Source organism: Austwickia chelonae NBRC 105200, assembly GCF_000298175.1.
In the GTDB taxonomy this organism is placed as follows: domain Bacteria; phylum Actinomycetota; class Actinomycetes; order Actinomycetales; family Dermatophilaceae; genus Austwickia; species Austwickia chelonae.
Genome location: NZ_BAGZ01000005.1, coordinates 433,047 through 455,707, shown reverse-complemented (window position 1 = coordinate 455,707; position 22,661 = coordinate 433,047). Strand labels below are relative to the sequence as shown.

Here is a 22,661-nt window from a genome sequence, read left to right as displayed (position 1 = left end):
TTGATGCGGTGGTCGCGCGGATTTGTCAGGTCAGCAGCCAGGCGATGTCTCTGAGCAGGGCGTGTCGCCATCCTGCGCGGTCGTGTCCGGCGGCCGATCTGGTCACGTGGACGGTGGCGCCGGCGCGGCGGGTGAGTTCTTCGACTGTTTCGCAGTGGGATCGCATGTGCTCTTCGTGTTCGCCCAGGTCGAAGGCGATTTTCAGGCGGCTGAGGTCGGGTTTTTCTCGGAGTCGTGCCGCGATGGTCCCGCCGGCGGGGCCGTCGAGGGGGGAGTTCAGGTCTGCGGTCTGAGGCGTCCACCAGAATGCTCCGGACTGGCAGGCGACCCGGGAGACGAGGTCGGGGAATTCCAATGCGGCGTACAGGGCGCTCAGCCCGCCCAGGCTTTGGCCGACGACGGTGATCCGGTCCAGTTCGGCCGGGGTGTCGGTCTGCGAGATCAGCGGGAGCAGTTCGTCGCGGACGGCTTCCCACAGGTCGGGTCGGCAGCCGAGCTCGGTGCCGCGGTCCTTGGCGGGGACGAAGACGAGGGTGACCGGGGGCATCTCTCCGGCTGCGACGGCGGAGTCGACTGCGGTCATGGCTGGGTGGAGGTGGAGCCAGTCGTCTCCGTCGAGGAGGAGCACGGCCGGTCCGCCTCCTCCGGCCGGGTGGATGCGCACGGTGCGGCGTCCTCCGAGGCGGTGGCTGTTCCACCGCACCCGGGTGCGTGGCAGGGGGAGGACGTCGTCGGGTCCGATGTTCGGCCAGTGGGGTTGGGCGGGGGCGTCGGGGGTGGCGACGATGGAGCTTTCACCGCCTGCGCCGACGGGGTTGAGCGGGTCGGCGTGGTGGCCGTCGTCGGTGCGGATGCGATAGGTGGCGCGGAGGCGGGCGGGCATGGGGACAGTGGCGTACCAGCAGTCGCTGTCCTGCCAGCGGGTGAGGGGTAGTGGGGGTGACCAGCTTTCGAAGTCGAGGGTGGCGGGGCTGCCTCGCCAGCGGAAGAGTACGGTCCAGCCGCCGTCGGGTGAGGGGACGGCGGTGGGGGACGGGATGGTCCAGAAGTCTTCGGTTGTGGGGTCTGCTGAGATGCCGTAGGGGGCGAAGGGGGTGGCTGGGGTCGTGGTCTGGGTGTCGTCGGTGGTGTGCTGGGTGGTGCGCATCGCGATGATTCCTCGTCGGGGCAGGGCGGCCAAGGAGAGTTGAGATGAGGCTAGCCTCACCTTACTTCGAGGGTCGTCCGTGTCGCCGCCCCGGCGAGAGGCGTCTCAGCTCATCGGGATCTTCCGGAAGACATTGGTCCCGCAATGCAGTTCCCCGCCGAACAGGTGGTACTGGTAGTAGGTGTCGACATAACCGACACGTTTACCGTCCTTGGCATGCGCCGCGGTGATCGCCTCGGCGAAGACATCCTTGCCGTTCAACTTCGGTCCGAACTGCTCCGGGACGAGCATGCGCTGACGGTCCAAAGGCAGACCGTTCACCCCGGAAGGGATCGCGGCCCGGAGATTACGGGTGCCCAGCTGTGCTTCGCCGCCGGTGCGTTCTCCGGCATCCCCATGCCTGCGATGGTCGACGACGTCCGCAGAGCGGTTGCCGTCGAGCACCGGGACATCGCTGGCCGGTCCCTCCACCATGCCGCCGGTGTCCGGGGGCTGAGGCACACCGTCGATGCGGGACCGCTCGAAGAGCACCGGGATCCGCAGGAAGTCCTTGTCCGTGAAGCCGAGTTCCCTCTTCAGCGTGTTCACATTCGCCTCGATGCGCTTGTGGGCGATCTCGTTGGCCCGGACGAAGTCGGGAGACTTCAGCGCCTCGTCCACCGTGAGGGGCATCGGAGGTGGGTCGTCCTTGACCTTGGGCGGGTTGGCGATGCGCTGCCCGCCTTGTCCTGCAGCACTGACCTTCTTCAACAGGGCGATCCCGTCCTGAGGGCTGGCGGTCGCGAAGACCCATCCTCGTTCGTTCCTGGCCGGAACGACCTGGAAGATCTCGTCGACGTGACCGACCGACAGGAAGACCGTGTCCAGATAGATCGGTCGCTGTTCGGCGTTCGATTCGAAGAAGGAGCGCTGGACCTGTGACATGGTGCCGTACGGGTTGTGAGGGGTGTGCCCCATGATCAGCCGTCCTGCCCGATAGGTGCGGCCGTTCTTCGTGTAGGCACCGATGGCTTCGACATTCCCGGTCGATTCCAAGGAGGTGTCGCCTTGGGGTCCGGTCAACGCGATGACGCCGATGTCCTTCCCGCGGAAGCCGAACCATTCGTTCTTCCCCGGAATATTGCGATGGGACAGCGCCAGGACCCGGATGCTCTGTCGGCGGCCTCCCTGGTCCATCGAGGCGTACATGCCTTCGAAATGGTCCTGGGACCACTGGCTCACGAAGCCGTCGACGACCCGGGTCCGTACCGGCACAGTCGATCCGATCTTCCGGATGTCCGCAGCAGGCCAGTTGGGGCTGCTCTGGTTGTCTCCTGTGCTCCTGAGGGTGACGACCTTCTCCAGTTCCTCGGTGGAGAACGGCGTCAGCTTTGCCACCTGGAGGTCCAGTCGGGCGCGACTGATCCGTCTTCCCTCGCGGACCTGGAGATCGAGGGAGAACGCGCCATCGAAGATCCTGCTGTCCCGAATGACATCGGTCGCCTCGACCCCGAAGGTCATCCCGGCTCGTAATTGCTCGGCGGTGATCCGGGCGGGCAGAGCCAGCCCGGGCGTCCAGCCGTTTCCCTTCTTGACGAAGACCCGGACCTTTCCTTTTGCCTTGGCCGGGACGGAGAGTGTGGCGGTGGCCTTCCGGTCGATGTCCTTGATCGCGGGGAGTCGCACCAGGGTGAGGTCCTTGGCGTCCTCGGGGCCGTTGACGACATTGTCGGCGCCGTCGTGGCAGGTGCTCGCCTGGACGAATTTCACCAGTTTCCCGTCGGGGATGGCACATCGTCCGGAGTCGTCGTCCACATTGGGAAGGACGGTCCGGGTCTCGGAGAGCAAGGCGATCCGTCGGGCGGCGTGACCTCCGCCCGTGACGTCGACGTCTTCAGCGCCTTTCTCCTGGAGGGCCACCGGAGGGACTGCGGAAGAACTCAGGGGGAAGACCCCGAAGGATCCGACAGCCAGGGCGATGACCGGCATCAGATGACGACGCCGACGGGCAGGTGTGACGGACATGATCTCTCCTCACCGAGAAAGGCTGGGTTCAGCGTGCGTCCTGTCCGTTCGCGGGGAACCGAAGGAGACACCGTCGTCGCGAGTCGACATCGAAATGTTACGTTTCATCCGTTGTGGTGGCTATGTGCCGTTCCCTGTGGAATAACCGTTCCGCCGTGGGGCGGGGTGCTTTTCGCCGGTGGCCTTTTCGCCCGCACTCGGTGCCGCCTCGATCACAGCCGGCATCTTCCCGGGAGCTCAGCTCGGGCCCCGGAGCCGCGAGGCATCTCACCTGGGCGGGGTGCCCTGGCTGGCATCAGGTCCTGGGGAGTCGATCACCGAACCGGCCACCGCGGGAACGGATGATCCACGAGCGCACACGGACACAGTTCGAAGCGGCTTCGCCGAATTCGTTGCAGAGCACCTCGGCTGACCCTAGGCTCGGGGGCGAACCGGTGTCGCGTACCCGCTACACCGTGGAGCGGCACGGGAGACCCCAGTCGGGACTCTTCCCGGCTCCGAAGAACCAGGAAGAAGGGCGAAGGAGCGTCATGAGCGAACTGGAGTATCCCGCGGACCTGCGGTACACCGCGGAGCACGAGTGGGTGCGGCGCGGAGAAGGCAATATCGTCCGGGTCGGCATCACGAGTTTCGCGCAGGATGCCCTTGGGGACGTCGTCTACGTCAGTCTTCCCGAGGTGGGCTCCGCAGTCTCCGCAGGGGACTCCTGCGGGGAGATCGAGTCGACGAAGTCCGTGAGCGAGCTGTACAGCCCTCTCACCGGCGAGGTCACCGCGGTGAACAGCGCCCTGGACTCCTCTCCGGAGCTGGTCAACTCCGATCCGTACGGTGAGGGTTGGATGTTCGAGATGTCGGTCGTCGACCCCTCTACGGCCGACGGTCTGCTCGACGTGGCAGCCTATTCGGCTGAATTGTCCTGAATCGTCGGCGTTGTCCCAACCTGACCGGTGGGTGACGCTTCCCCTGTGAGCTGCGAACTGGGTTATCCGATGGGATAACCTGGTTCTCTGCTCCGACCGCATGTGCCCTCGAAAGAAGGTGACCGACGGTGATCGACCGTCCCCGCGAGAACCCATCTCGCCAGCAAGACCCGATGACCATGCGTCTCACGAGTCTTGGCGACCTTGAGGCGCATGTCGAGCACGATCGCGGGTTGTCGACGGACGATCTCGCCACCATCGATGCGTTGCGACCCGACACCGCTCTTCTGCTGGTGCTGCGAGGCCCCAACGCCGGCGCACGTTTCCTCCTCGATGCACCCCTGACGACCGTGGGGCGCCACCCCGACAGCGACATCTTCCTGGACGATGTCACGGTTTCCCGTAAGCACGCCCTCTTCGAGCAGGAGGGCGATGCCTTCGTCGTCCGCGATGTCGGCTCCTTGAACGGCACCTACGTCAACCGTCAACGGATCGAGCGCATGTCGCTGCGCACCGGCGACGAGGTCCAGATCGGGAAGTTCCGCCTGATCTTCTACACCGCTCCCCGGCACTACTCCTGACCGGCCGCGGTTCCCCGCGTCCATGGCCTTAGGCCCCAGCGGAGCGAACCGTCGATCCCAGCAGACAGGACCTCAGGCCTCCTGGACCCCGGACTCCTCCGCGGTCCAGGAGGCCTGTCCATGTCGGGCGCCCGTGCCGAAAGTCGCTGCGTATCGGATCGCCCCGCGGCTCATACCTACCCGGAGAAGGGACGTATCGTAGAAGTTGTGAAGGACCTAGATGTCCTCGGCGTCCGCGTCGAGATGCCCACGAACCAGCCGATCGTGCTGCTGCGTGAGCGCGAAGGGGACCGTTATCTCCCGATCTGGGTGGGCGCGGCCGAAGCCGCAGCCATCGCCTACGCCCAACAAGGGGTGATCCCACCTCGTCCGTTGACCCACGACCTGCTGGTCGATGTCATCACGGCGCTGGGACGTTCCCTGCAGGAGGTCCGCATCCTCGAACTGCGTGACGGGGTCTTCCATGCCGCACTGGTCTTCGACGACGGCACCCAGGTCAGTTCGCGGACGTCCGACGGGATCGCGCTCGCGCTGCGCACCGGGTCTCCGATCCGGGCGGGTGAGGAACTCATCGACGAGGCCGGGATCGCCGTGGCCGACGACGAGGACGACGAGGTCGAACGATTCCGGGCTTTCCTGGATCAGGTCTCCGCCGAGGATTTCGACCAACCCGGCGGACCGGCCGAACCCGACATGCCGCCCCGGGACGAGAGATGACGACGGTATTCCACAGACCCCGGAAAGAAGGCGCTACAGGCCTGTGTCCTGGGCTTTCGGCGTGTCGGCAGGCTGGTCGTTGACGTGTCCGATGCAGGATCGTACGGTCGCAGTACCCCTTCGTGGGCGCGGGGTCGTGTGGATGGCAGGGACTTTCAGGAAGAAAAATGTGCCCGGACTTCTCGGGTGTGGTGAGTAAGGGTCATGGATGACCGAAGTCTCGCCGGTCATCGACCGGGCGCGATCGTGAAGGAGTCGTGGTGAGCCCTACGAACGAGGGGAAGGCCGGTCCGCATTCCGGCAGTGCACAGGGTGTCCTCTTCGACGACGACCTGCCCACGTTCGACTCCGACGCCGGATACCGGGGTTCCATGGCCCAGCGCGCAGCCGGTATCACCTACCGCCAACTCGACTACTGGGCCAGGACGGGTCTGGTAGAACCGTCCATCCGGAGCGCCACCGGATCCGGGTCGCAACGGTTGTACAGCTTCCGGGACGTCCTGGTGCTCAAGGTCGTCAAACGGCTCCTGGACACGGGGGTGTCCTTGCAGCAGATCCGGGTGGCGGTGGAACACCTCCGTGAGCGGGGCGTCGACGACCTCGCCCAGATCACCTTGATGAGCGACGGCGCATCGGTGTACGAATGCACCTCCACCGACGAGGTGGTCGACCTGGTCCAGGGCGGGCAGGGGGTCTTCGGGATCGCTGTGGGCCGGGTATGGCGTGAAGTGGAGGGGGATCTGGCCCCGCTGCCTCGGGAACACCTGGGCGAAGACGTCGCCGCCGACGGGTCGTCCGACGACCAGCTGTCCGTACGACGGCGCAGCCGCCGCACGGGGTGAGCGGATCCGACGCGAATTCAGTTTCTTTGGTACCCCGTGTCTCTGCGGGAGCGGCGATGCTAGCCTGACGGCGCCGTCATGTCGCACGGGAGAGTCTCGACCGGCCTCAGCGTCGAGGTCGAGCGCCGAAGGGGCAAGCATCCCCGGAACCTCTCAGGCACCCGGACCGTGCGATCAGGCACCTTGAAGCCCTGGGCGGGTGACAAGCGGGGGAGCACGCGACGCCGCGTCCGCGGTGCCGGACTCTAGGAGTGCCCGTGACCACCGAGCCCCGTCCTCTGCCGGAATTCGTCGCCCGCCACATCGGTCCGCGTGACGAAGACATCGCCGACATGCTGCAGGTCGTTGGACGACCCGATCTGGCGTCGCTGGTGGATGCCACTCTTCCGGCGCGTCTGCGCGATCCTGGTCCTCTCGCCGTGGAGGCTGCGGACGGTGAACGCCAGGTCCTGGACGAATTACGGCAGATCGCTGCTCAGAACGTCCTGAAGACTTCGTTGATCGGGTTGGGGTACCACAACACGGTCCTGCCCGCGGTGATCCAGCGGAACGTTCTGGAGAACCCCGGCTGGTACACCGCGTACACGCCCTACCAGCCGGAGATCTCCCAGGGAAGGTTGGAGGCCCTGCTCTCCTTCCAGACGATGATCGCCGATCTGACCGGTCTGGACGTCGCGAACTCCTCGCTGTTGGACGAGGCCACCGCGGCTGCTGAGGCCATGACCTTGATGCGTCGGGCCACCCGGGCTGCGAAGGAAGCCGTGCTGGTGGTCGACGAGCAGGTTTTTCCGCAGTCCCTCGCGGTCATCCGGTCGCGTGCGCTGCCCCTCGACATCGACGTCCTCGTCGCGGATCTCGCCGCCGTCGACAGCGTGGAGGCCCTGACCGCGATCTCTCTGGGACGGCCGGTCTTCGGAGTGGTCGTGCAGTATCCCGGACTCGACGGTGCCCTCCAGGACTGGCGGACACTCGCCGAGGCTGTCCACGCCCAGGGCGGCCTGGTGACCGCGGCAGCGGATCTGCTCGCGTTGACCTTGTTGGCCGCGCCGGGGGAGTGGGGCGCGGATATCGCGGTGGGCACCTCACAACGCTTCGGTGTGCCGATGGCCTTCGGTGGGCCTCACGCCGGCTATCTGGCCGTCCGTGAGCCCCTGGCCCGGACGATGCCCGGGCGGCTGGTCGGGGTCAGCGTCGACGCTGCGGGACGCCCGGCCTATCGGCTGGCCTTGCAGACCCGGGAACAGCACATCCGGCGGGAGAAAGCCACCAGCAACATCTGTACGGCGCAAGTCCTGTTGGCCGTGATCGCCGCCATGTATGCCGTCTACCACGGGCCGGACGGGCTGCGGAGGATCGCGACCCGGGTGCACGGGCACGCCCGCACCGCGGAGCAGGCTCTCCTCGCTGCCGGATACGAGCTGGGGTCGTCGGTCTTCTTCGACCGGCTGACCGTGCGGGCACCGGGACGAGCGGCCAAGGTCCTGCAGGAGGCCGCCGAGCGCGGCTACAACCTGTGGCAGGTCGACGAGGACACGGTGGCCTTCAGCTTCGACGAAGCGACCACGTCGGCCGATGTCGCAGCCGTCCTGGGGTGTTTCGGACTCACGGAGGACGTCGACCCGGTCTCGGACGGACCGGAATGGCCTCGGCCGCTGCGGCGGACCACCGACTTCCTGACCGCGGACGTCTTTAACACCTACCACTCCGAGACCCAGATGATGCGCTATCTGCGTCGTCTCGCCGACCGGGACTACGCGCTCGACCGCGGGATGATTCCACTGGGTTCGTGCACCATGAAACTCAATGCCGCCACCGAGATGCAGGCCATCACCTGGCCCGAGTTCGCGCATATCCACCCCTTCGCCCCGGCCGACCAGACCAGGGGGAGCCGCCGTATCGTCTCCGACCTGCAACAGTGGCTGGCCACCATCACCGGATATGACGCAGTCACCATGCAGCCCAATTCGGGGGCGTCGGGTGAGCTGGCGGCGCTGATGGCCATCCGGGCCTACCACCGGGCCCAGGGTGACGAACAACGCGATGTCTGTCTGATCCCCGCCAGTGCCCACGGCACGAATGCGGCGAGCGCGGCCATGGCCGGGATGAGGGTCGTCGTGATCAAGACAGCAGGTGACGGCAGCGTCGACCTGGAAGACCTGCGGGCCAAGGTCGACGCCCATCGCGACATCCTGGCGGCCGTGATGATCACCTATCCGTCCACCCACGGTGTCTACGAGGACACGGTCACCGAACTGTGTGATCTCGTCCATGCGGCCGGTGGGCAGGTCTACGTCGACGGCGCGAACATGAACGCCTTGGTGGGCCAGGCCAAGCCGGGTCACTTCGGTGGGGACGCGAGCCACCTGAACCTGCACAAGACCTTCGCGATCCCGCACGGCGGCGGCGGGCCCGGTGTCGGGCCGGTCGGGGTACGCGCGCATCTGGCGCCCTACCTGCCGAACCATCCGTTGGATCCGACCGCGGGGCCGGAGAGCAGCCCCGGAGCGGCGGCCGCGGCACCCTTCGGGTCGATGGGGGTCATGCCGATCAGCTGGGCGTACATCCGGTTGATGGGCGGTTCCGGGCTGTCGAAGGCCACCCAGGTCGCCGTCCTGAACGCCAACTATGTCGCGGCCCGCCTGCGCGAGTGCTACCCGGTGCTCTACTCCGGGCCCGGTGGGCTGGTCGCCCACGAGTGCATCCTCGACCTGCGGGAGATCACGAAGAAGACGGGGGTGACCGTGGACGATGTCGCCAAACGGTTGATCGACTACGGTTTCCACGCCCCGACGATGAGCTTCCCGGTGGCTGGCACCTTGATGGTGGAGCCCACCGAGAGCGAGGACAAGATCGAACTGGACCGATTCTGCGATGCGATGGTCTCCATCCGGCAGGAGATCGAGCAGATTGCGAACGGCGATGTCGTAGTAGCTGATTCGCCACTGCGCGGTGCTCCGCACACGGCAGAGTGCGTGATCGCCGACTGGGATGCGCCCTACGACCGGGTGACTGCGGTCTACCCCGGCGGGCAACAGCCGACCGAGAAGTACTGGCCGCCCGTGCGACGCATCGACGGAGCCTACGGCGACCGACACCTGATCTGCTCATGCCCTGCGCCGGAGGACACCATCGACTGACGCGCCGGAGTATCACCTCAGACGGATGACACCGACAGGTTGACGACGGGCTGTCGAACGGTTTTCCCGACCGATCGACGGCCCGTCCCGGTGCCGTGGAAGAGATGCTCGGGGTGCGAATTCCCGGCCCGATGTGTTTTCCTCGAAAAGCCAAGGCGGTCATAGGCCGTGACGGATTTTCCAGGAAGGTCGTGGACGATGGGGGCCGAGGTCGCCGGAGCGGAATGGAGTAACCAGGAACGTCAGCGGTACCGCGAGAAGGTCAGCCAGGACCTGGACGTCTTCGAACGGATGCTCGCCACACACAGTTTCGATATCGACGCGCCGACCACCGGTTTCGAGATCGAGATGAGCCTGGTCGACGACGAACTGAGGCCCAGCCGCAAAAATTCCGAACTCCTACGAGCGTTGGACGACCCCGAAACAGTCCCTGAACTGGGCAGATTCAATGTCGAGATGAATATCGCCCCCCGGGTCCTGGTCGGGGACGACGCCTTCGGCCTGGAGGACGAGCTTCGCGCACGACTGCAGAGCGTCCGCGATGCCGGACGACAGGTGGGCTGCCGCCCGGTACCGGTCGGGGTGCTCCCCACGCTGATGCCCGAGGACCTGGGCGAAGGATGGATGACCGCGAACAACCGTTATGCCGCACTCAACGATGCGATCATGCGCGCCCGGGGCGAAGACATCCTGATCGACATCGAAGGTCACTCCGGTGAGCACGTGGCGTTCTACAGCAGCTCGATCGCTCCCGAATCCGCCTGCACCTCACTTCAACTACATCTACAGGTGGCCCCGCAGAAATTCGCCAAGGTATGGAATGCCGCTCAGGCGCTCGCCGGGCCGCAGGTCGCCATCGGCGCGAACTCACCCTTCTTCTGCGGGAAGGCGCTGTGGCACGAGACCCGCATCGAACTCTTCCGACAGGCCGCCGACACCCGCTCGGTGGAACTGGTGAACCAGGGCGTCCGGCCGCGCGTCCCCTTCGGCGACCGGTGGATCACCTCCATCTTCGACCTCTTCGAGGACAATGTCCGCTATTACCCGGCCCTGCTGGCCGAGATCTCGGACGAGGACCCGGTGAGCACCGTCGAGAAGGGGACAGCACCTCAGCTCGCCGAGCTGATGCTCCACAACGGAACCGTGTACCGGTGGAACCGTCCCATCTACGACACCATGGACGGCCGGCCCCATCTGCGCGTCGAGAACAGGGTGCTCCCCTCCGGGCCGACCGTGGTGGACATGATGGCCAACGCCGTCTTCTACTACGGCCTGCTCGCCGTGCTTGCCCATGACGAACGCCCGGTGTGGACCCAGATGAGTTTCTCCGCAGCCGAATCCAATTTCATGAACTGCGCCCGTGAGGGGATGCTCGGACGCATGTACTGGCCGGGTTTCTCCACGGTCACCGCTGATGAGCTGGCGCTCCGGCACCTCCTGCCCATGGCTCATGACGGGCTCGCCGGCGCGGGAGTCTCCGCCAAAGTGGCCAACCGTTATCTCGGAGTCATCGAAGGACGCTGCCTGTCACGACAGAACGGCGCCATGTGGCAGCTGGACTGCGTACGGAGGCTGGAGAGTCGCGGCGCGGACCGACTCAGTGCCCTGCGGGAGATGTCCCGGCTCTACCTCGAAGGGGTTGATGCCGACGAGCCTGTCCATACCTGGCCGTTGCCTTTCGAACAGGACTGACCCGGATGGTGTTTTCACCGCAGCGGACCCTGTGTTCGTTCCGTCGCCAGTGCTGCCGGTGGCCGGCCGGGACGTTGAGGTCCCCGCACCAGGCGAAAGGGGTCATCGGTAATCATGCCCGGGTGATTGCCGAGGATTTTAGGTGGCTTGGTTTCCCGTGGTGATGGCCTGTGTCGTTCCACGGAGGGAAATTATTTTGTGGACCTGTTTCGGGGAGATTTTTCGAGCTGTCGAGCTGTCTTCGGGCGGCCGATCTCCACGGCTCGGAGGTTGTCTTTTCTCACGGTGGGGTGAACTGTGTCTTCGTCGCAGTTGCCCTGTTCTTTGAACATTCTTTAAAACATGCTGAGTTGGCAGGAAATTCGTCGTCGGCGGCCTGCTCCGGGATTCGTTCGGCAGAACTCCACCCGCTGGTTCCCCGGTACCCTCGCGGCATCACCATCGAGATCTCCCGGACAGCCGGCACCGGCGTCCGGACGCACTTCGGCGCACTCCGGGGAGCCCCCGCCGCTGCGTCTCTGCCATATGCCAACCTTGGCCTCATGACCGAGAACACCCAAGAACCGACCGCTGCTGCCCCCGCCACCTCCGGGGACCGTCGCGAGGTCACCGTCGAACGACTCGGCGCAGGCTTCATCGCCCGTAACGCCGAAGGAAACAGCCTCGAGTTCGGTGACACCGCAGCGGGGCAGTTGAACCCCATCGAGATGCTCCTGGCCGCCATCGGTGGCTGCGCCGCGATCGACGTCGTCACCCTCACCGACCGCCGGGCCGACACCACGACCTTTCAGGTCACGATCGGCGCCGACAAGCTCCGGGACGAACTGCACAATCACCTCGGTCCCATCGACGTCCGCTTCGACGTCCGTTTCGAGGGCCCCGGCAAGGAGGACGCCGAATCGGTGCTGCCCAACGCCGTTCGCATGGCCCAGGACCGACTGTGTACTGTGAGCCGCACTGTCAGCCTCGGAACTCCCGTCGACATGGGATTGGTGTCGGACACCGCGGAGTGAGGAGAGCGCCGGGGCCCGCCCGGCGACGGAGAACGGGCCCCTCGGCGCAGACGTCGCGGGCGGCGCGGCCCGTAAGGACTAGGCTGACCTCCAGTCGACCTGTTGCTTTTGGGAGTTGATGCACCATGACCGTTCGCCGCGTAGCACTGCTGACCGCCGGCGGATTCGCCCCGTGCCTGTCCTCAGCCGTGGGTGGTCTCATCGAGCGTTACACCGAGATCGCACCCGACGTGGAAATCATCGCGTACAAGCACGGCTACCAGGGCCTGCTCACCGGCGACTACCTCACGGTGACCGACGAGGTGCGCAAGAACGCCGCTCTGCTGCACCAGTACGGCGGATCCCCGATGGGTAACTCCCGGGTCAAGCTCACCAACACCAAAGACCTGGTCAAGCGCGGTCTGATCCCTGACGACGGCACCGATCCACTGGCCTTCGCCGCCGAGCGGCTCACCGCCGACGGCGTCGACGTGCTGCACACCATCGGCGGCGACGACACCAACACCACCGCCGCCGACCTGGCCGCCCATCTGGAGAAGACCGGCCACCATCTCGTCGTCGTCGGTCTGCCCAAGACCATCGACAATGACATCGTCCCGATCCGTCAGTCCCTCGGTGCGATGACCGCCGCCGAACAGGGCGCGCGCTTCGCCGAGAATGTCATCGCCGAGCATAACTCCGGTTCGCGGATGCTCATCATCCACGAGGTCATGGGCCGCAACTGCGGGTGGCTCACCGCGGCCACCGCCCGCGACTACCGTCGCTGGTTGGACACCCGTCAGTGGTTGCCCGAGTTCGGTCTCTCCCGCGAAGCCTGGGACGTCCACGGCGTCTACGTTCCCGAGACCGACCTCGACATCGATGCCGAAGCCGTTCGTCTCAAAGAGGTCATGGACAGCGTCGGCAATGTCAACATCTTCCTCTCCGAAGGCGCCGGAGTCTCCGACATCGTCGCCCTCATGGAGAAGAACGGCGAAGAAGTGCCCCGTGACGCCTTCGGGCATGTGCGTCTCAACGAGATCAACCCCGGAGCCTGGTTCGGGAAGCAGTTCGCCGAGAAGCTCGGTGCCGAGAAGGTCCTCGTGCAGAAGTCGGGTTACTTCTCCCGCTCGGCCGCGGCCAATGACGCCGACCTGGCCCTGATCAAGCAGATGACCGATCTGGCCGTCGACGCGGCATTGGCCGGCACCCCCGGGGTCATCGGTCACGACGAGGAACGCGGCGACGAGTTGCGTCCGATCGAGTTCGAGCGGATCGCCGGGCACAAGCCCTTCGACCACACTCAGGAGTGGTTCACCACGATGTTGTCCGAGATCGGACAGGCGAGCACCGCCACCCGCTGACCCGGGGAAATACCTCCCTTCCCGGGCGTCAGTCCGTAGGCCAGGTGGACACCGGCCGATGACGGACGACCAGATGTGGGACGAGGGCCCAGCGGCACATGCCGCTGGGCCCTCGTCGTAGTGCGGTCATCGCTCGGAGGGAACCGCCTGTCGCGCCGCCGGTGGGGCCACCGCCCCCAGCTGAAGAGCGATATGTCGAAAAGCTCTTAAATTGCTCATATCGGATGCCCAGGTGTCGATCACCCTCAGAGGCCCTTTCGGGCATTCGTGTGCCCGAGGCCCATGTACGGCCGGAGCCTGCGTCCGCGGGCGTCCGGTGATGCCGACGTAGTCGAGGCAAGGAGTACATCTAGTGTGGTTGCGACGCCTGACCCCTTTGATCGGAGGCGTGCTGTGCGCGCCTCTGTTCGTCGTCCTTCCCATGGAACTCACCGTGGCCACGCCGAGTCCACATCCCGTCCAGGGTGCGGAGTCCGAATCGGCGATGGTCGACCCCGCTCCGGCTGCGTCGCCGCCGCGGGTCTCCGCCCAGGAACTGAATGAGGCACGCGGACAGCTGTCCACCGACTCGGCGGGTGCCAAGGACCTCCCCGGCACCGGGGTGTCCGTGCTGAAGACCACCGGGCCGACAACAGCGAATCCGCAACTCGCCGCGGTGGCGGTCACCTGGGAGCGCGGGAGCGCAGACCGATCGGTGCCGCAGATCCGCACGAAGAAGAGCGGTTCCTGGGGTGCCTGGGAGACGATGACGGTCGACGACGGCACCGGGCCGGACGCGAACCGGTCCGGCCCGAAGGCGAAGAGCCGCCAGGGCAGCGAGCTGTACATGGTCTCCGGGGCCACCGAGGTGCAGGCCAGGATCATCGGAACGCCGGGGAAGGCGCCGAACGACGCCCGGCTGACCGTCATCGATCCGGGCCGTTCAGAAGCCGACGAGACGGTGGGTACAGCTCAGGTCGGTGCGGCCAATGCCGTGGCGCCACGACCGAATATCTATACCCGCGCGCAATGGGGTGCGGACGAGTCCTGGCGCACCGGGACCCCGGAGAACAACAACCCCCGAGGGATCGTCATCCATCACACGGCGGACACCAACAACTACACCGCAGCGATGGTGCCGGGCATGTTGAGGTCGATGTACCGCTATGCGACGAAGACGCTCGGCTGGGACGACATCGCCTACAACTTCATCATCGACCGCTGGGGACGTATCTGGCAGGGACGAGCCTGGCTCTACCCGGAACAGCCGGTCTTTCCCGCCGCGCATCTGAGTAATAACGACCGCGCGGTGGGAGTGTCCATGCTCGGCAACTACGAGAGCGAGGTGCTCTCCTCAGCCGCCAGGAACTCCCTGGTGAGCTTGATGGCCTGGAAGGCCAGCCTGCACGGCATCAACCCCAGCGGATCGCTGATGATGTTCAACAACAAGAGCGGCCGTAACGAGTGGATGCCCACCATCAACAGCCATCGGGACCACTACTACACCGCCTGCCCGGGTGCCAATCTCTACCCCCTGGTCCCGGCCATCCGACGTGAGGTGATCGCCAGGGTCTCCGCGTCCTCGGGGGGCGGCGGGGGAACGGGACAGCCGGTGAAACCCGCGACCTCAGTCTTCCGTGACTTCGACGGGATGTCCGATTCGGACATCCTCGGGCGGGACGCTCAGAGCAGGCTCACCCTGTCCAGTCCCAATGGCAAGGGCGATATGACCGCGATGGAACTCATCGGTGGGCCCGGTTGGGGTTCCTTCGACATGGTGTCCATCGTGGGCGACTGGGACGGCGACGGAGCCCTTGACGTGGTGGCACGTCATCCGCGTACCGCTGATCTGTGGTTGTATCCCGGCAACGGCCAGGGCGGATTCCTGACTCCGCGGGTGATCGGCCGAGGGTGGAATGACATGCAGACCATCGTCGCGCCGGGAGATTGGGACGGCGACGGAAAACCTGATCTGATCGGGACCAACCGGGTCAACGGAAATATGTATTTCTACGGCGGTAACGGCAGAGGCGGATTCGCCAAAGCCAGTGTCGCCATAGGACACGGCTGGGGTGGAATCAAATCTTTCGCCGGTGTCGGAAACTGGAAAGGCGATGGTAGGCCGGCCTTGGCCGGGGTGACCTTCAACGGGCTGGGTGTGCTGTATTACGGGTCCGGTAAAGGCACTTTTGCTGGCCAGGAGAACCAGCCCGGATCCTGGGGATCTTTCTCCTCCCTGGTCGGTATCAGCAATGCCTACGGTGACAAGAAGGCCGGAATTCTCGGGGTAGCACCCGACGGGAAGGCCTCTTTTGGGACGAGATCCGCCGACGGCACGGTGAGTTGGAAGGGAATCAACCGTTCTTACGCCGGATATCACGTCTACGCAGGCTGATCCCCGGTATCTGTGAACAACGGGCCTGTGGCCGGTGAGGGTCGACTCACTAGCCACAGGCCCGTTCGCTGTCAATACTGAGCTGATGGAAAAGGCGAGCCAGAGTGCATCGGTTGCGGATAGGTCCCATCTGACGAGATTTGCATGGTTGGCCATCTTCGTAGCATTGGCGACGATCGGTCTGAAAGCCGGTGCTTATCTGGTGACCGGTTCAGTGGGTCTTCTTTCTGACGCGGCTGAGTCCGTGGTCAATCTGGTTGCCGCAATTGTGGCCCTGGTCGCCTTGAAAGTGTCATCCAGGCCGGCTGACGAAAGCCATCATTTCGGCCATGCCAAGGCGGAGTACTTCTCAGCAGCGGTCGAGGGCGGAATGATCGTCGTAGCGGCCTGCTTCATCGTGGTCGCCGCTGCACAACGTTTCCTGGAACCACAGCCCCTGGAAAACGTGGGGGTCGGATTGGCCGTGAGTATTCTCGCCTCCGTGCTGAACGGGGTCACCGCCGTGGTTCTCGTCCGGGCCGGGCGGAAACACCGCTCGCTCACGCTGGTCGCCGACGGCAAGCATCTGATGACCGATGTCTGGACATCCGTGGGTGTCGTCGGTGGCGTCATGCTCGTCGGTCTGACCGGATGGGAGCGCCTCGACCCGGTGGTCGCCATGGCGGTGGGGGTCAACATCATCGTCACCGGCTACCAGCTGTTGCACTCCTCCGTGGACGGCTTGATGGACCGGTCCTGGCCCGCCGAGGAAAACACCCGATTCGCAGGGATCTTCTCCGAGTTCACCAGCGAAAAAGTGAAGTTCCACGCCTTGCGTACCAGGGAAGCCGGGCATCAACGCTTCGCGGAGGTGCACGTTCTGGTCCCGGGTGAGTGGACGGTCCAGCGCGGTCACAACCTGGTGGAGGAGGTCGAGACCCGGATTCACCGTGACTTCCCCGATGTGCAGATCATCTGCCATCTCGAGCCGCTGGAGGACCCCCGGTCATATGACGACTATCCGACCGAGGTCGCCATCGCCGAACGCGAAGGAGGCTCAGACCCCCGCTGCCCCACCGCCGGATGACGGTGCCGGGGGAGTCGTCGAGGAGGACGGCCCCTCCGTGGTGGTGGTCTCGTCGGCGAGCTCCGGCTGGGTCCGTCCGTCCTCACGCACCCACACCCGGTAGGCCACGAGCAGGAAGAGCACCCAGACGAGACCGACGACCAAGGCGATCCTCGTGTCCGGGAACCACCCCAGCATGGCGATGACGAAGGCCATGAAAGCGACCGCAGCATAGGAGGCCGCCGGCCAGAAGGGGACGGGGAATTCCGATTCAGCACGGCCCTGGGCGGTGATCTCCCGGCGCATCGCGATGTGCGACAGCAGGATCATGATCCACACCCAGACGGTGGCGAAGGTCGCGATGGAGGCGATCGTCAGGAAGACCTCCTTGGGCATGAGGGCGTTCAACACTGCGGCCAGAAGCAATGCCCCGCACATCACGAGGACGGTCAGCCAGGGAACCCCGTGCCGGGAGACCGATGCGAAGGCCTGGGGCGCCTGTCCTTGTTGGGCCAGCCCGTACAGCATGCGCCCGGCGGCGAAGGTGTCCGAGTTGATCGCTGACAAGGCTGCGGAGATGACCACCACGTTGAGGACGGTCGCGGCGGCGGGGACGCCCAAGGCGCTGAAGATCTGGACGAACGGGCTGGAGTCGCCGTTGATCCGGTGCCACGGAACCAGGGACATGATGACGACCATCGTGCAGACGTAGAAGAGCAGGATCCGGACAGGTACCGAGTTCACGGCCTTGGGGATGGCGCGTTTGGGGTCGGTGGCCTCTCCGGCGGTGATCCCGACGCTCTCGACCCCTCCGAAGGCGAACATGACGACGGTGAGTGCGGCGATGACACCGGCGATGCCGTGGGGCGCGAAACCGCCGTGGGAGATCAGGTTCTCCGGGCCGACCTCGATGCCCGGTTCGAAGCTGACGCCTTTGAGCATGAGGGCGAGGCCTCCCAGGATCATCGCGATGATGGCGCCGACCTTCACGATGGTCAGCCAGAACTCCAACTCGCCGAAGACCTTCACCTTGCGGGTGTTCACCGCGCCGATGAACAGGATCACCGCGCACACCCAGATCCACCGGGGGGTGTGGGGGAACCAGAAGCCCATGTATACGCCGAAGGCGGTGACATCGGCGACGGCGACCACGATCATCTCGAAGGCGAAGGACCAACCGGTGATGAAGCCGGCGAGAGGACCCAGGTAGCGGGCTGCGTACTGTCCGAAGGAGCCGGGAACCGGGTGTCGTACGGCCATCTCGCCCAGGGCGCGCATCACCATGAAGACGGCTGCGCCGCCGATGAGGTAGGCGATGATCACTGCAGGCCCGGCCTTGGAGATCGCGGTGGCCGAGCCGTAGAACAGCCCGGTGCCGATGGCCGACCCGAGGGCGATGAACTGGATATGGCGCAGGGTCAGCCCTCGGACGAGACCCTTTTCGGGTGCAGAACCGCTGATCCCACTCTGATCGCCCATGATGCTTCCTCACTGTGGAGGGGGGTGTGCGCAGGTCACGCCGACCTCCCCTGCACAAACATCGTGACGCTACGCCTGCGGATACCGGCTATCGGGGGTGTGTCTGTGATCCGAGACGGTGATTCCCGTCACATGGAGATTCGACAGCCGCCGCGGCGGGGGTCGGCGAGGGCGAGGCGGATGGTCGCCCCGGGGCGGAGGACGTCGCCGATGCCTTCGGCGATGCCTCGGTGCAGGAGACAGATGATCTCGGGGGAGAACTCGACTTCTGCGGCGAAGGGGCATCGTCGCAGGAGGATCTCGGTGCTCTTCCCCGAGGTGTGTGGCTTCGGGTCGAAGCCCATCCGCCGGGCTGCGGCCGCCAGTGCGGTGGCCAGTTCGTCCGGTGTGCTGCGGCCCCCGCGTGTGGGTCCGGTTCCGGTGTCTTCGGGTCGGAGTTCGGTGGCGATCCGACGTCCGGCCTCTCGTCCGACGGTCAGGGGGTCCTGGCCGGTGGTGATCATACGGAGCAGGAGGCGTGCGAGTTCGGTGTGCGGTTCGGTGGGGGAGTGTCCTTCGGGGCCGGGAGCGGCGGTGTAGATCAGTCCGGGGCGTCCTCGTCCGGTGGGGATCTCCCGGTTCTCGAGGATCAGTCCGGCATCGCGGAGTTTGCCCAGGTGTCGACGGATTCCGTTGTGGTTCAGCTGGAGGCGTTCGGTGATCTGCGCGATGGTCACCGGTTCGGAGGAGTCTCGGATGAGGTCGTGGATGGCTGCGCGGGTGGGATCTCCCAGGGCTCGGGCGATGTCGGTGTGCGGCGGCGTCGAGAGGGGGCCGGCGGTACCTGTCATGCCGTTCATGGTCTCGTCTCCGGGGTGGTTTCCCTGAATCGGTGCGGGTGGGCGGAGTCGCTTCCTTATTTTTACACCGTTTGGTATAAAAAAAGAATGGATGCCGCCACCTCCCCTGCGGGAGAACAACCCACAGCCACGATCCCTCCCGAAACCCGTCGACCCCTGCCCCGCCTCAGACACCGAGACCTGAGATGGTGGATCGCCCTCGTCATGGTCGTCCTCGGTTCCTTCGCCGTCCTGCTCTGGATGGGCACCCAGATCAACGCCGCCAAACCGCCCCTACCCACCAGAGTCGTCACCCAAGAAGGACGCACCCTCTTCGAGAAGGACGACATCATCAAGGGCCAGCAGATCTGGCAGTCCCTCGGCGGACAACAGATCGGCTCCGTCTGGGGACACGGCGCCTATGTCGCGCCCGACTGGACCGCCGACTGGCTGCACCGCGAAGCCACCGGGATGCTCGACACCTGGGCCAAGGACGAGGGCGCCGCCTCGTACGCGGATCTCCCCGCCGCCAAACAAGGCGCGCTGAAAGCCAGACTCAAGGAAGCGCTGCGCACCAACACCTACCAGGCCGACGCCGGCACCATCACCCTGTCACCCGAACGCATCGCCGCACTCGAAGCCAACACCCGGCACTACTCGGCGATCTTCGCCGACGGCCACGAGCCGTACGCCATCCCCCGCGGCACCCTCCCCGACCCGGAGAGCGCCCGCAAGATGAGCGCCTTCTTCTGGTGGACCAGCTGGGCGGCCTCCACCAATGCCCCCGACAAGACCGCCACCTACACCCAGAACTGGCCGCACGAACCCCTCATCGACAACGTGCCGCCCACCGACAACATCATGTGGAGCCTGCTCTCCATCGTGCTCCTGCTGCTCGGCATCTCCGGGATGGTCTACTACCACGGCGCACACTTCCACGAGGACGAGGAAGAAGTCCACGACCGCGTCCCCGACCACGACCCCCTGCTCGGCTACCAGCCCACCCCGTCCCAACGCGCCACCCTCAAATACTTCTTCGCCGTCGGACTGCTCTTCATGCTGCAGATCGGCTGCGGCATCATCAGCGCCCACTACGGCGTCGAAGGCGGCGCCCTCTTCGGGATCCCCATCGACAAAGTGCTGCCGTACGCCGTCGTCCGCACCTGGCACACCCAACTCGGCATCCTGTGGATCGCCACCGCATGGCTGGCCACCGGCCTGTACATCGCGCCCGCCGTCGGCGGCAAGGAACCGGCCTACCAGAAACTCGGCGTCGACATCCTCTTCGTAGCCCTGCTGCTGGTCACCTTCGGCTCCATGATCGGCGAATGGCTCTCCATCATGGGCAAACTCGGGTACGGCAGTGAGCTGAGCTTCTGGGTCGGCACCCAAGGCTACGAGTACGTCGACCTGGGCCGGGCCTTCCAGATCGGGCTGTTCATCGGGCTCTTCCTCTGGTTCGCGCTCATGTTCCGCGCCGTCTACCCGGCGCTGCGCCGCAGCTCCGCCGAAGGCACCCTGCACGCCACCCCCGAGGCACCCCTCGCCGGCGGCAGCCAGCGCTCCCTGGTCATCATGCTCCTGGTCAGCTGCTTCGCCATCGCCAGTTTCTACGGCGCGGCCTTCGGGATGCGGCGCTCCAGCCACCTGTCCATCGCCGAATACTGGCGGTGGTGGGTCGTGCACCTGTGGGTCGAAGGGTTCTTCGAAGTCTTCGCCACCACCGTCATCGCCTTCCTCTTCGTCCGGCTCGGACTGCTCCGTACCGCCGCAGCCACCACCGCCACGCTCGCCTCCACCGTGATCTTCCTGTTCGGCGGCATCATCGGCACCGCACACCACCTGTACTTCAGCGGCAGCCCCACCGTCGTCCTCGCCCTCGGCGCCTGCTTCAGCGCGCTAGAAGTGGTGCCGCTGGCGCTGATCGGTTTCGAAGCCTTCCGACATCTGGCCCTGCTGAAGGTGCGCGACTGGGTGGCCGGCTACAAGTGGGCGATCTACTTCTTCGTCTCAGTGTCCTTCTGGAACATGCTCGGCGCCGGAGTCTTCGGCTTCCTCATCAACCCACCGATCGCCCTGTTCTACGTCCAAGGGCTCAACCTGACCCCGCTGCACGGCCACACCGCGCTCTTCGGCGTCTACGGCATGCTCGGCATCGGGCTCATGCTCTTCTGCGTCCGTTCGCTCATGCCCGGACGCGAATGGAACGACCGGTGGATCAAGATCGGTTTCTGGTGCCTCAACGGCGGCCTGCTCGCCATGGCGCTGGTGTCCCTGCTGCCGCTCGGCCTCGCCCAGGCCTGGGCCTCGGTCGAACACGGCCTCTGGTACGCCCGCAGCGACACCTTCCTCTACACCCCCGTACTCACCTTCATCCGCTGGCTGCGGGTCCCCGGCGACGTCATCTTCTCGATCGGTGCCGCCGCCATCGGCGTCTTCATGGTCGGGCTGCTCACCGGGCACTCCCTGAAGGACGGTCGGGAGCGCGTCGTCCCCGGTACCAGCGTGGCCACGGACACAGCTCGCACCGGAGAGGAACCGGACCGACGAGCTGCCGAACGTCAGGAGTAGACGTCGTTCGAGGAACGAGCCTGCACAGTTCCGGGCCGTCGGACGCAGACCGCATCTGGAGATCTGCACCCGGCGACCCGGACTGACGGAACCGACGGACTCCCTGCCCCCACCGCCACCTTCGACGGAAGCTCACCCGGACGGCGTATTCGTCGGCCTCGGCCGGAGGGCGAACATCTCCTGCGGGCCCGGTCGCTCCGCGCGCGCACCACGGCCCCGCGCGGGCCCGGCCACCGCTCCCGGCGCCTCCGACACCCCGCCTCGGAAGACCACGGACACGACCACCGTCACCAGCCATAACGTCCACCAGTAAGCATTCGTCCACGGCGAACTCAGCAGATCAGCATCGACCCACAGATCGAAAGGAACCATGAGGAGACACACCGGGAAGACCCAACGTCCGATCAGGTCCTGGATCTCCTGAACCGAGCGTCGCCGAACCGTGGTGATCACCGCGATCGTCGACACGACAGCCAGGGCCACCACCATCACGACCAAGGTCAACGGCAGGCCCATCACGGTGTCCACCACGTTCAACCACAGCGTTTCGGGCTCTTCCTGCGTATAACCGGCGACGGTCGCCAGGACACAGACCATCAGGGCGATCAGCGAACCGGCTCCGAAGGACCGCCGGGTACGAGCAGAGCCCTCCGTGAAAAGACGCTCCACCGCAGGGATCTTCGCAGCGAAGATCATCTCGAGGAGCATCAGGTCAGTGGACCAGAAACTGGCCAGGTCACCGACGGTGAACCACAGATCCTCGAGATCACCGACCAAGGTGAGCCAACCGTCGACGACGCACAACGCAGTGACCACCGCCAAGCTCCCCCAAGCGCCGACCAGGACGAACCTGCGCGCCAGAACTGCCCCTGTGGTCTCCCCGTGCGCGGTCCTCGGCATGACCTCACCATCGGCAGCCGAGCCGTCCGGATGATGTCCGACGCCTGTGCCCTACCTATGAACGACCGCCGCCCCCGG

At 65.6% G+C, this 22,661-nt stretch carries 16 protein-coding genes and 1 riboswitch; of the genes, 11 read left to right on the top strand and 5 right to left on the bottom strand.

Annotation, left to right across the window (positions count from 1 at the left end):
* Positions 1–25 precede the first annotated feature (25 nt).
* Positions 26–1,147 (bottom strand): alpha/beta hydrolase-fold protein, encoded by a 1,122-nt coding sequence (locus AUCHE_RS05180; RefSeq protein WP_006502218.1) that lies wholly within the window; start codon positions 1,145–1,147, stop codon positions 26–28.
* Between the two features lie 105 nt (positions 1,148–1,252).
* A complete protein-coding gene (locus AUCHE_RS05175; RefSeq protein WP_006502217.1) occupies positions 1,253–3,151 on the bottom strand; it encodes a protein-arginine deiminase family protein in 1,899 nt (632 codons plus the stop codon).
* 530 nt (positions 3,152–3,681) lie between these two features.
* On the opposite strand from AUCHE_RS05175, the gene gcvH reads away from it, so the two are divergent.
* The 10 genes from gcvH to AUCHE_RS05125 all read left to right on the top strand — a co-directional run bounded on the left by gcvH (position 3,682) and on the right by AUCHE_RS05125 (position 16,836).
* Positions 3,682–4,071, top strand: coding sequence for a glycine cleavage system protein GcvH (gene gcvH, locus AUCHE_RS05170; RefSeq protein WP_006502216.1), 390 nt, complete (start codon positions 3,682–3,684; stop codon positions 4,069–4,071).
* A 173-nt stretch (positions 4,072–4,244) separates the two neighbouring features.
* Positions 4,245–4,652 (top strand): FHA domain-containing protein, encoded by a 408-nt coding sequence (locus tag AUCHE_RS05165; RefSeq protein WP_052024824.1) that lies wholly within the window; start codon positions 4,245–4,247, stop codon positions 4,650–4,652.
* 207 nt (positions 4,653–4,859) lie between these two features.
* Positions 4,860–5,369, top strand: a complete 510-nt coding sequence (locus tag AUCHE_RS05160; RefSeq protein WP_006502214.1) for a bifunctional nuclease family protein — start codon at positions 4,860–4,862, stop codon at positions 5,367–5,369.
* Between the two features lie 260 nt (positions 5,370–5,629).
* On the top strand, positions 5,630–6,211 hold the full coding sequence (locus tag AUCHE_RS05155; RefSeq protein WP_006502213.1) for a MerR family transcriptional regulator: 582 nt from the start codon (positions 5,630–5,632) through the stop codon (positions 6,209–6,211).
* A 76-nt stretch (positions 6,212–6,287) separates the two neighbouring features.
* A riboswitch (glycine riboswitch) is annotated at positions 6,288–6,390 on the top strand.
* Positions 6,391–6,468: 78 nt separating this feature from the next.
* Positions 6,469–9,348, top strand: a complete 2,880-nt coding sequence (gene gcvP, locus AUCHE_RS05150; RefSeq protein ID WP_006502212.1) for an aminomethyl-transferring glycine dehydrogenase — start codon at positions 6,469–6,471, stop codon at positions 9,346–9,348.
* 198 nt (positions 9,349–9,546) lie between these two features.
* The gene (locus AUCHE_RS05145) at positions 9,547–11,040 is read left to right on the top strand and encodes a glutamate--cysteine ligase family protein (protein ID WP_006502211.1); all 1,494 of its coding nucleotides are present in this window, start codon (positions 9,547–9,549) and stop codon (positions 11,038–11,040) included.
* 542 nt (positions 11,041–11,582) lie between these two features.
* Positions 11,583–12,053 carry an OsmC family protein gene (locus AUCHE_RS15525; protein ID WP_006502210.1) on the top strand — a complete coding sequence of 157 codons (471 nt, stop codon included), beginning with the start codon at positions 11,583–11,585 and terminating at the stop codon, positions 12,051–12,053.
* A gap of 125 nt (positions 12,054–12,178) precedes the next feature.
* Positions 12,179–13,396, top strand: coding sequence for a pyrophosphate--fructose-6-phosphate 1-phosphotransferase (locus tag AUCHE_RS05135; protein ID WP_006502209.1), 1,218 nt, complete (start codon positions 12,179–12,181; stop codon positions 13,394–13,396).
* 352 nt (positions 13,397–13,748) lie between these two features.
* Positions 13,749–15,770 carry an FG-GAP-like repeat-containing protein gene (locus tag AUCHE_RS05130; protein WP_006502208.1) on the top strand — a complete coding sequence of 674 codons (2,022 nt, stop codon included), beginning with the start codon at positions 13,749–13,751 and terminating at the stop codon, positions 15,768–15,770.
* A 148-nt stretch (positions 15,771–15,918) separates the two neighbouring features.
* On the top strand, positions 15,919–16,836 hold the full coding sequence (locus AUCHE_RS05125; RefSeq protein ID WP_006502207.1) for a cation diffusion facilitator family transporter: 918 nt from the start codon (positions 15,919–15,921) through the stop codon (positions 16,834–16,836).
* On the opposite strand, the gene AUCHE_RS05120 is transcribed toward AUCHE_RS05125, so the two are convergent.
* Positions 16,807–18,294, bottom strand: coding sequence for an amino acid permease (locus AUCHE_RS05120; protein WP_006502206.1), 1,488 nt, complete (start codon positions 18,292–18,294; stop codon positions 16,807–16,809). The genes AUCHE_RS05125 and AUCHE_RS05120 overlap by 30 nt on opposite strands.
* Before the next feature lie 128 nt (positions 18,295–18,422).
* Complete coding sequence (locus AUCHE_RS05115) at positions 18,423–19,124, bottom strand: helix-turn-helix transcriptional regulator (protein WP_162137219.1); 702 nt, start codon at positions 19,122–19,124, stop codon at positions 18,423–18,425.
* Between the two features lie 96 nt (positions 19,125–19,220).
* Here AUCHE_RS05115 and AUCHE_RS05110 point away from each other — a divergent pair, with 96 nt between their 5' ends.
* Positions 19,221–21,683: a nitric-oxide reductase large subunit gene (locus tag AUCHE_RS05110; protein WP_143114897.1), complete on the top strand. Its 2,463-nt coding sequence runs from the start codon at positions 19,221–19,223 to the stop codon at positions 21,681–21,683.
* 132 nt (positions 21,684–21,815) lie between these two features.
* On the opposite strand, the gene AUCHE_RS05105 is transcribed toward AUCHE_RS05110, so the two are convergent.
* Entirely contained in the window at positions 21,816–22,583 is a 768-nt protein-coding gene (locus AUCHE_RS05105; protein ID WP_040321448.1) for a hypothetical protein, read from the bottom strand.
* Positions 22,584–22,661 lie beyond the last annotated feature (78 nt).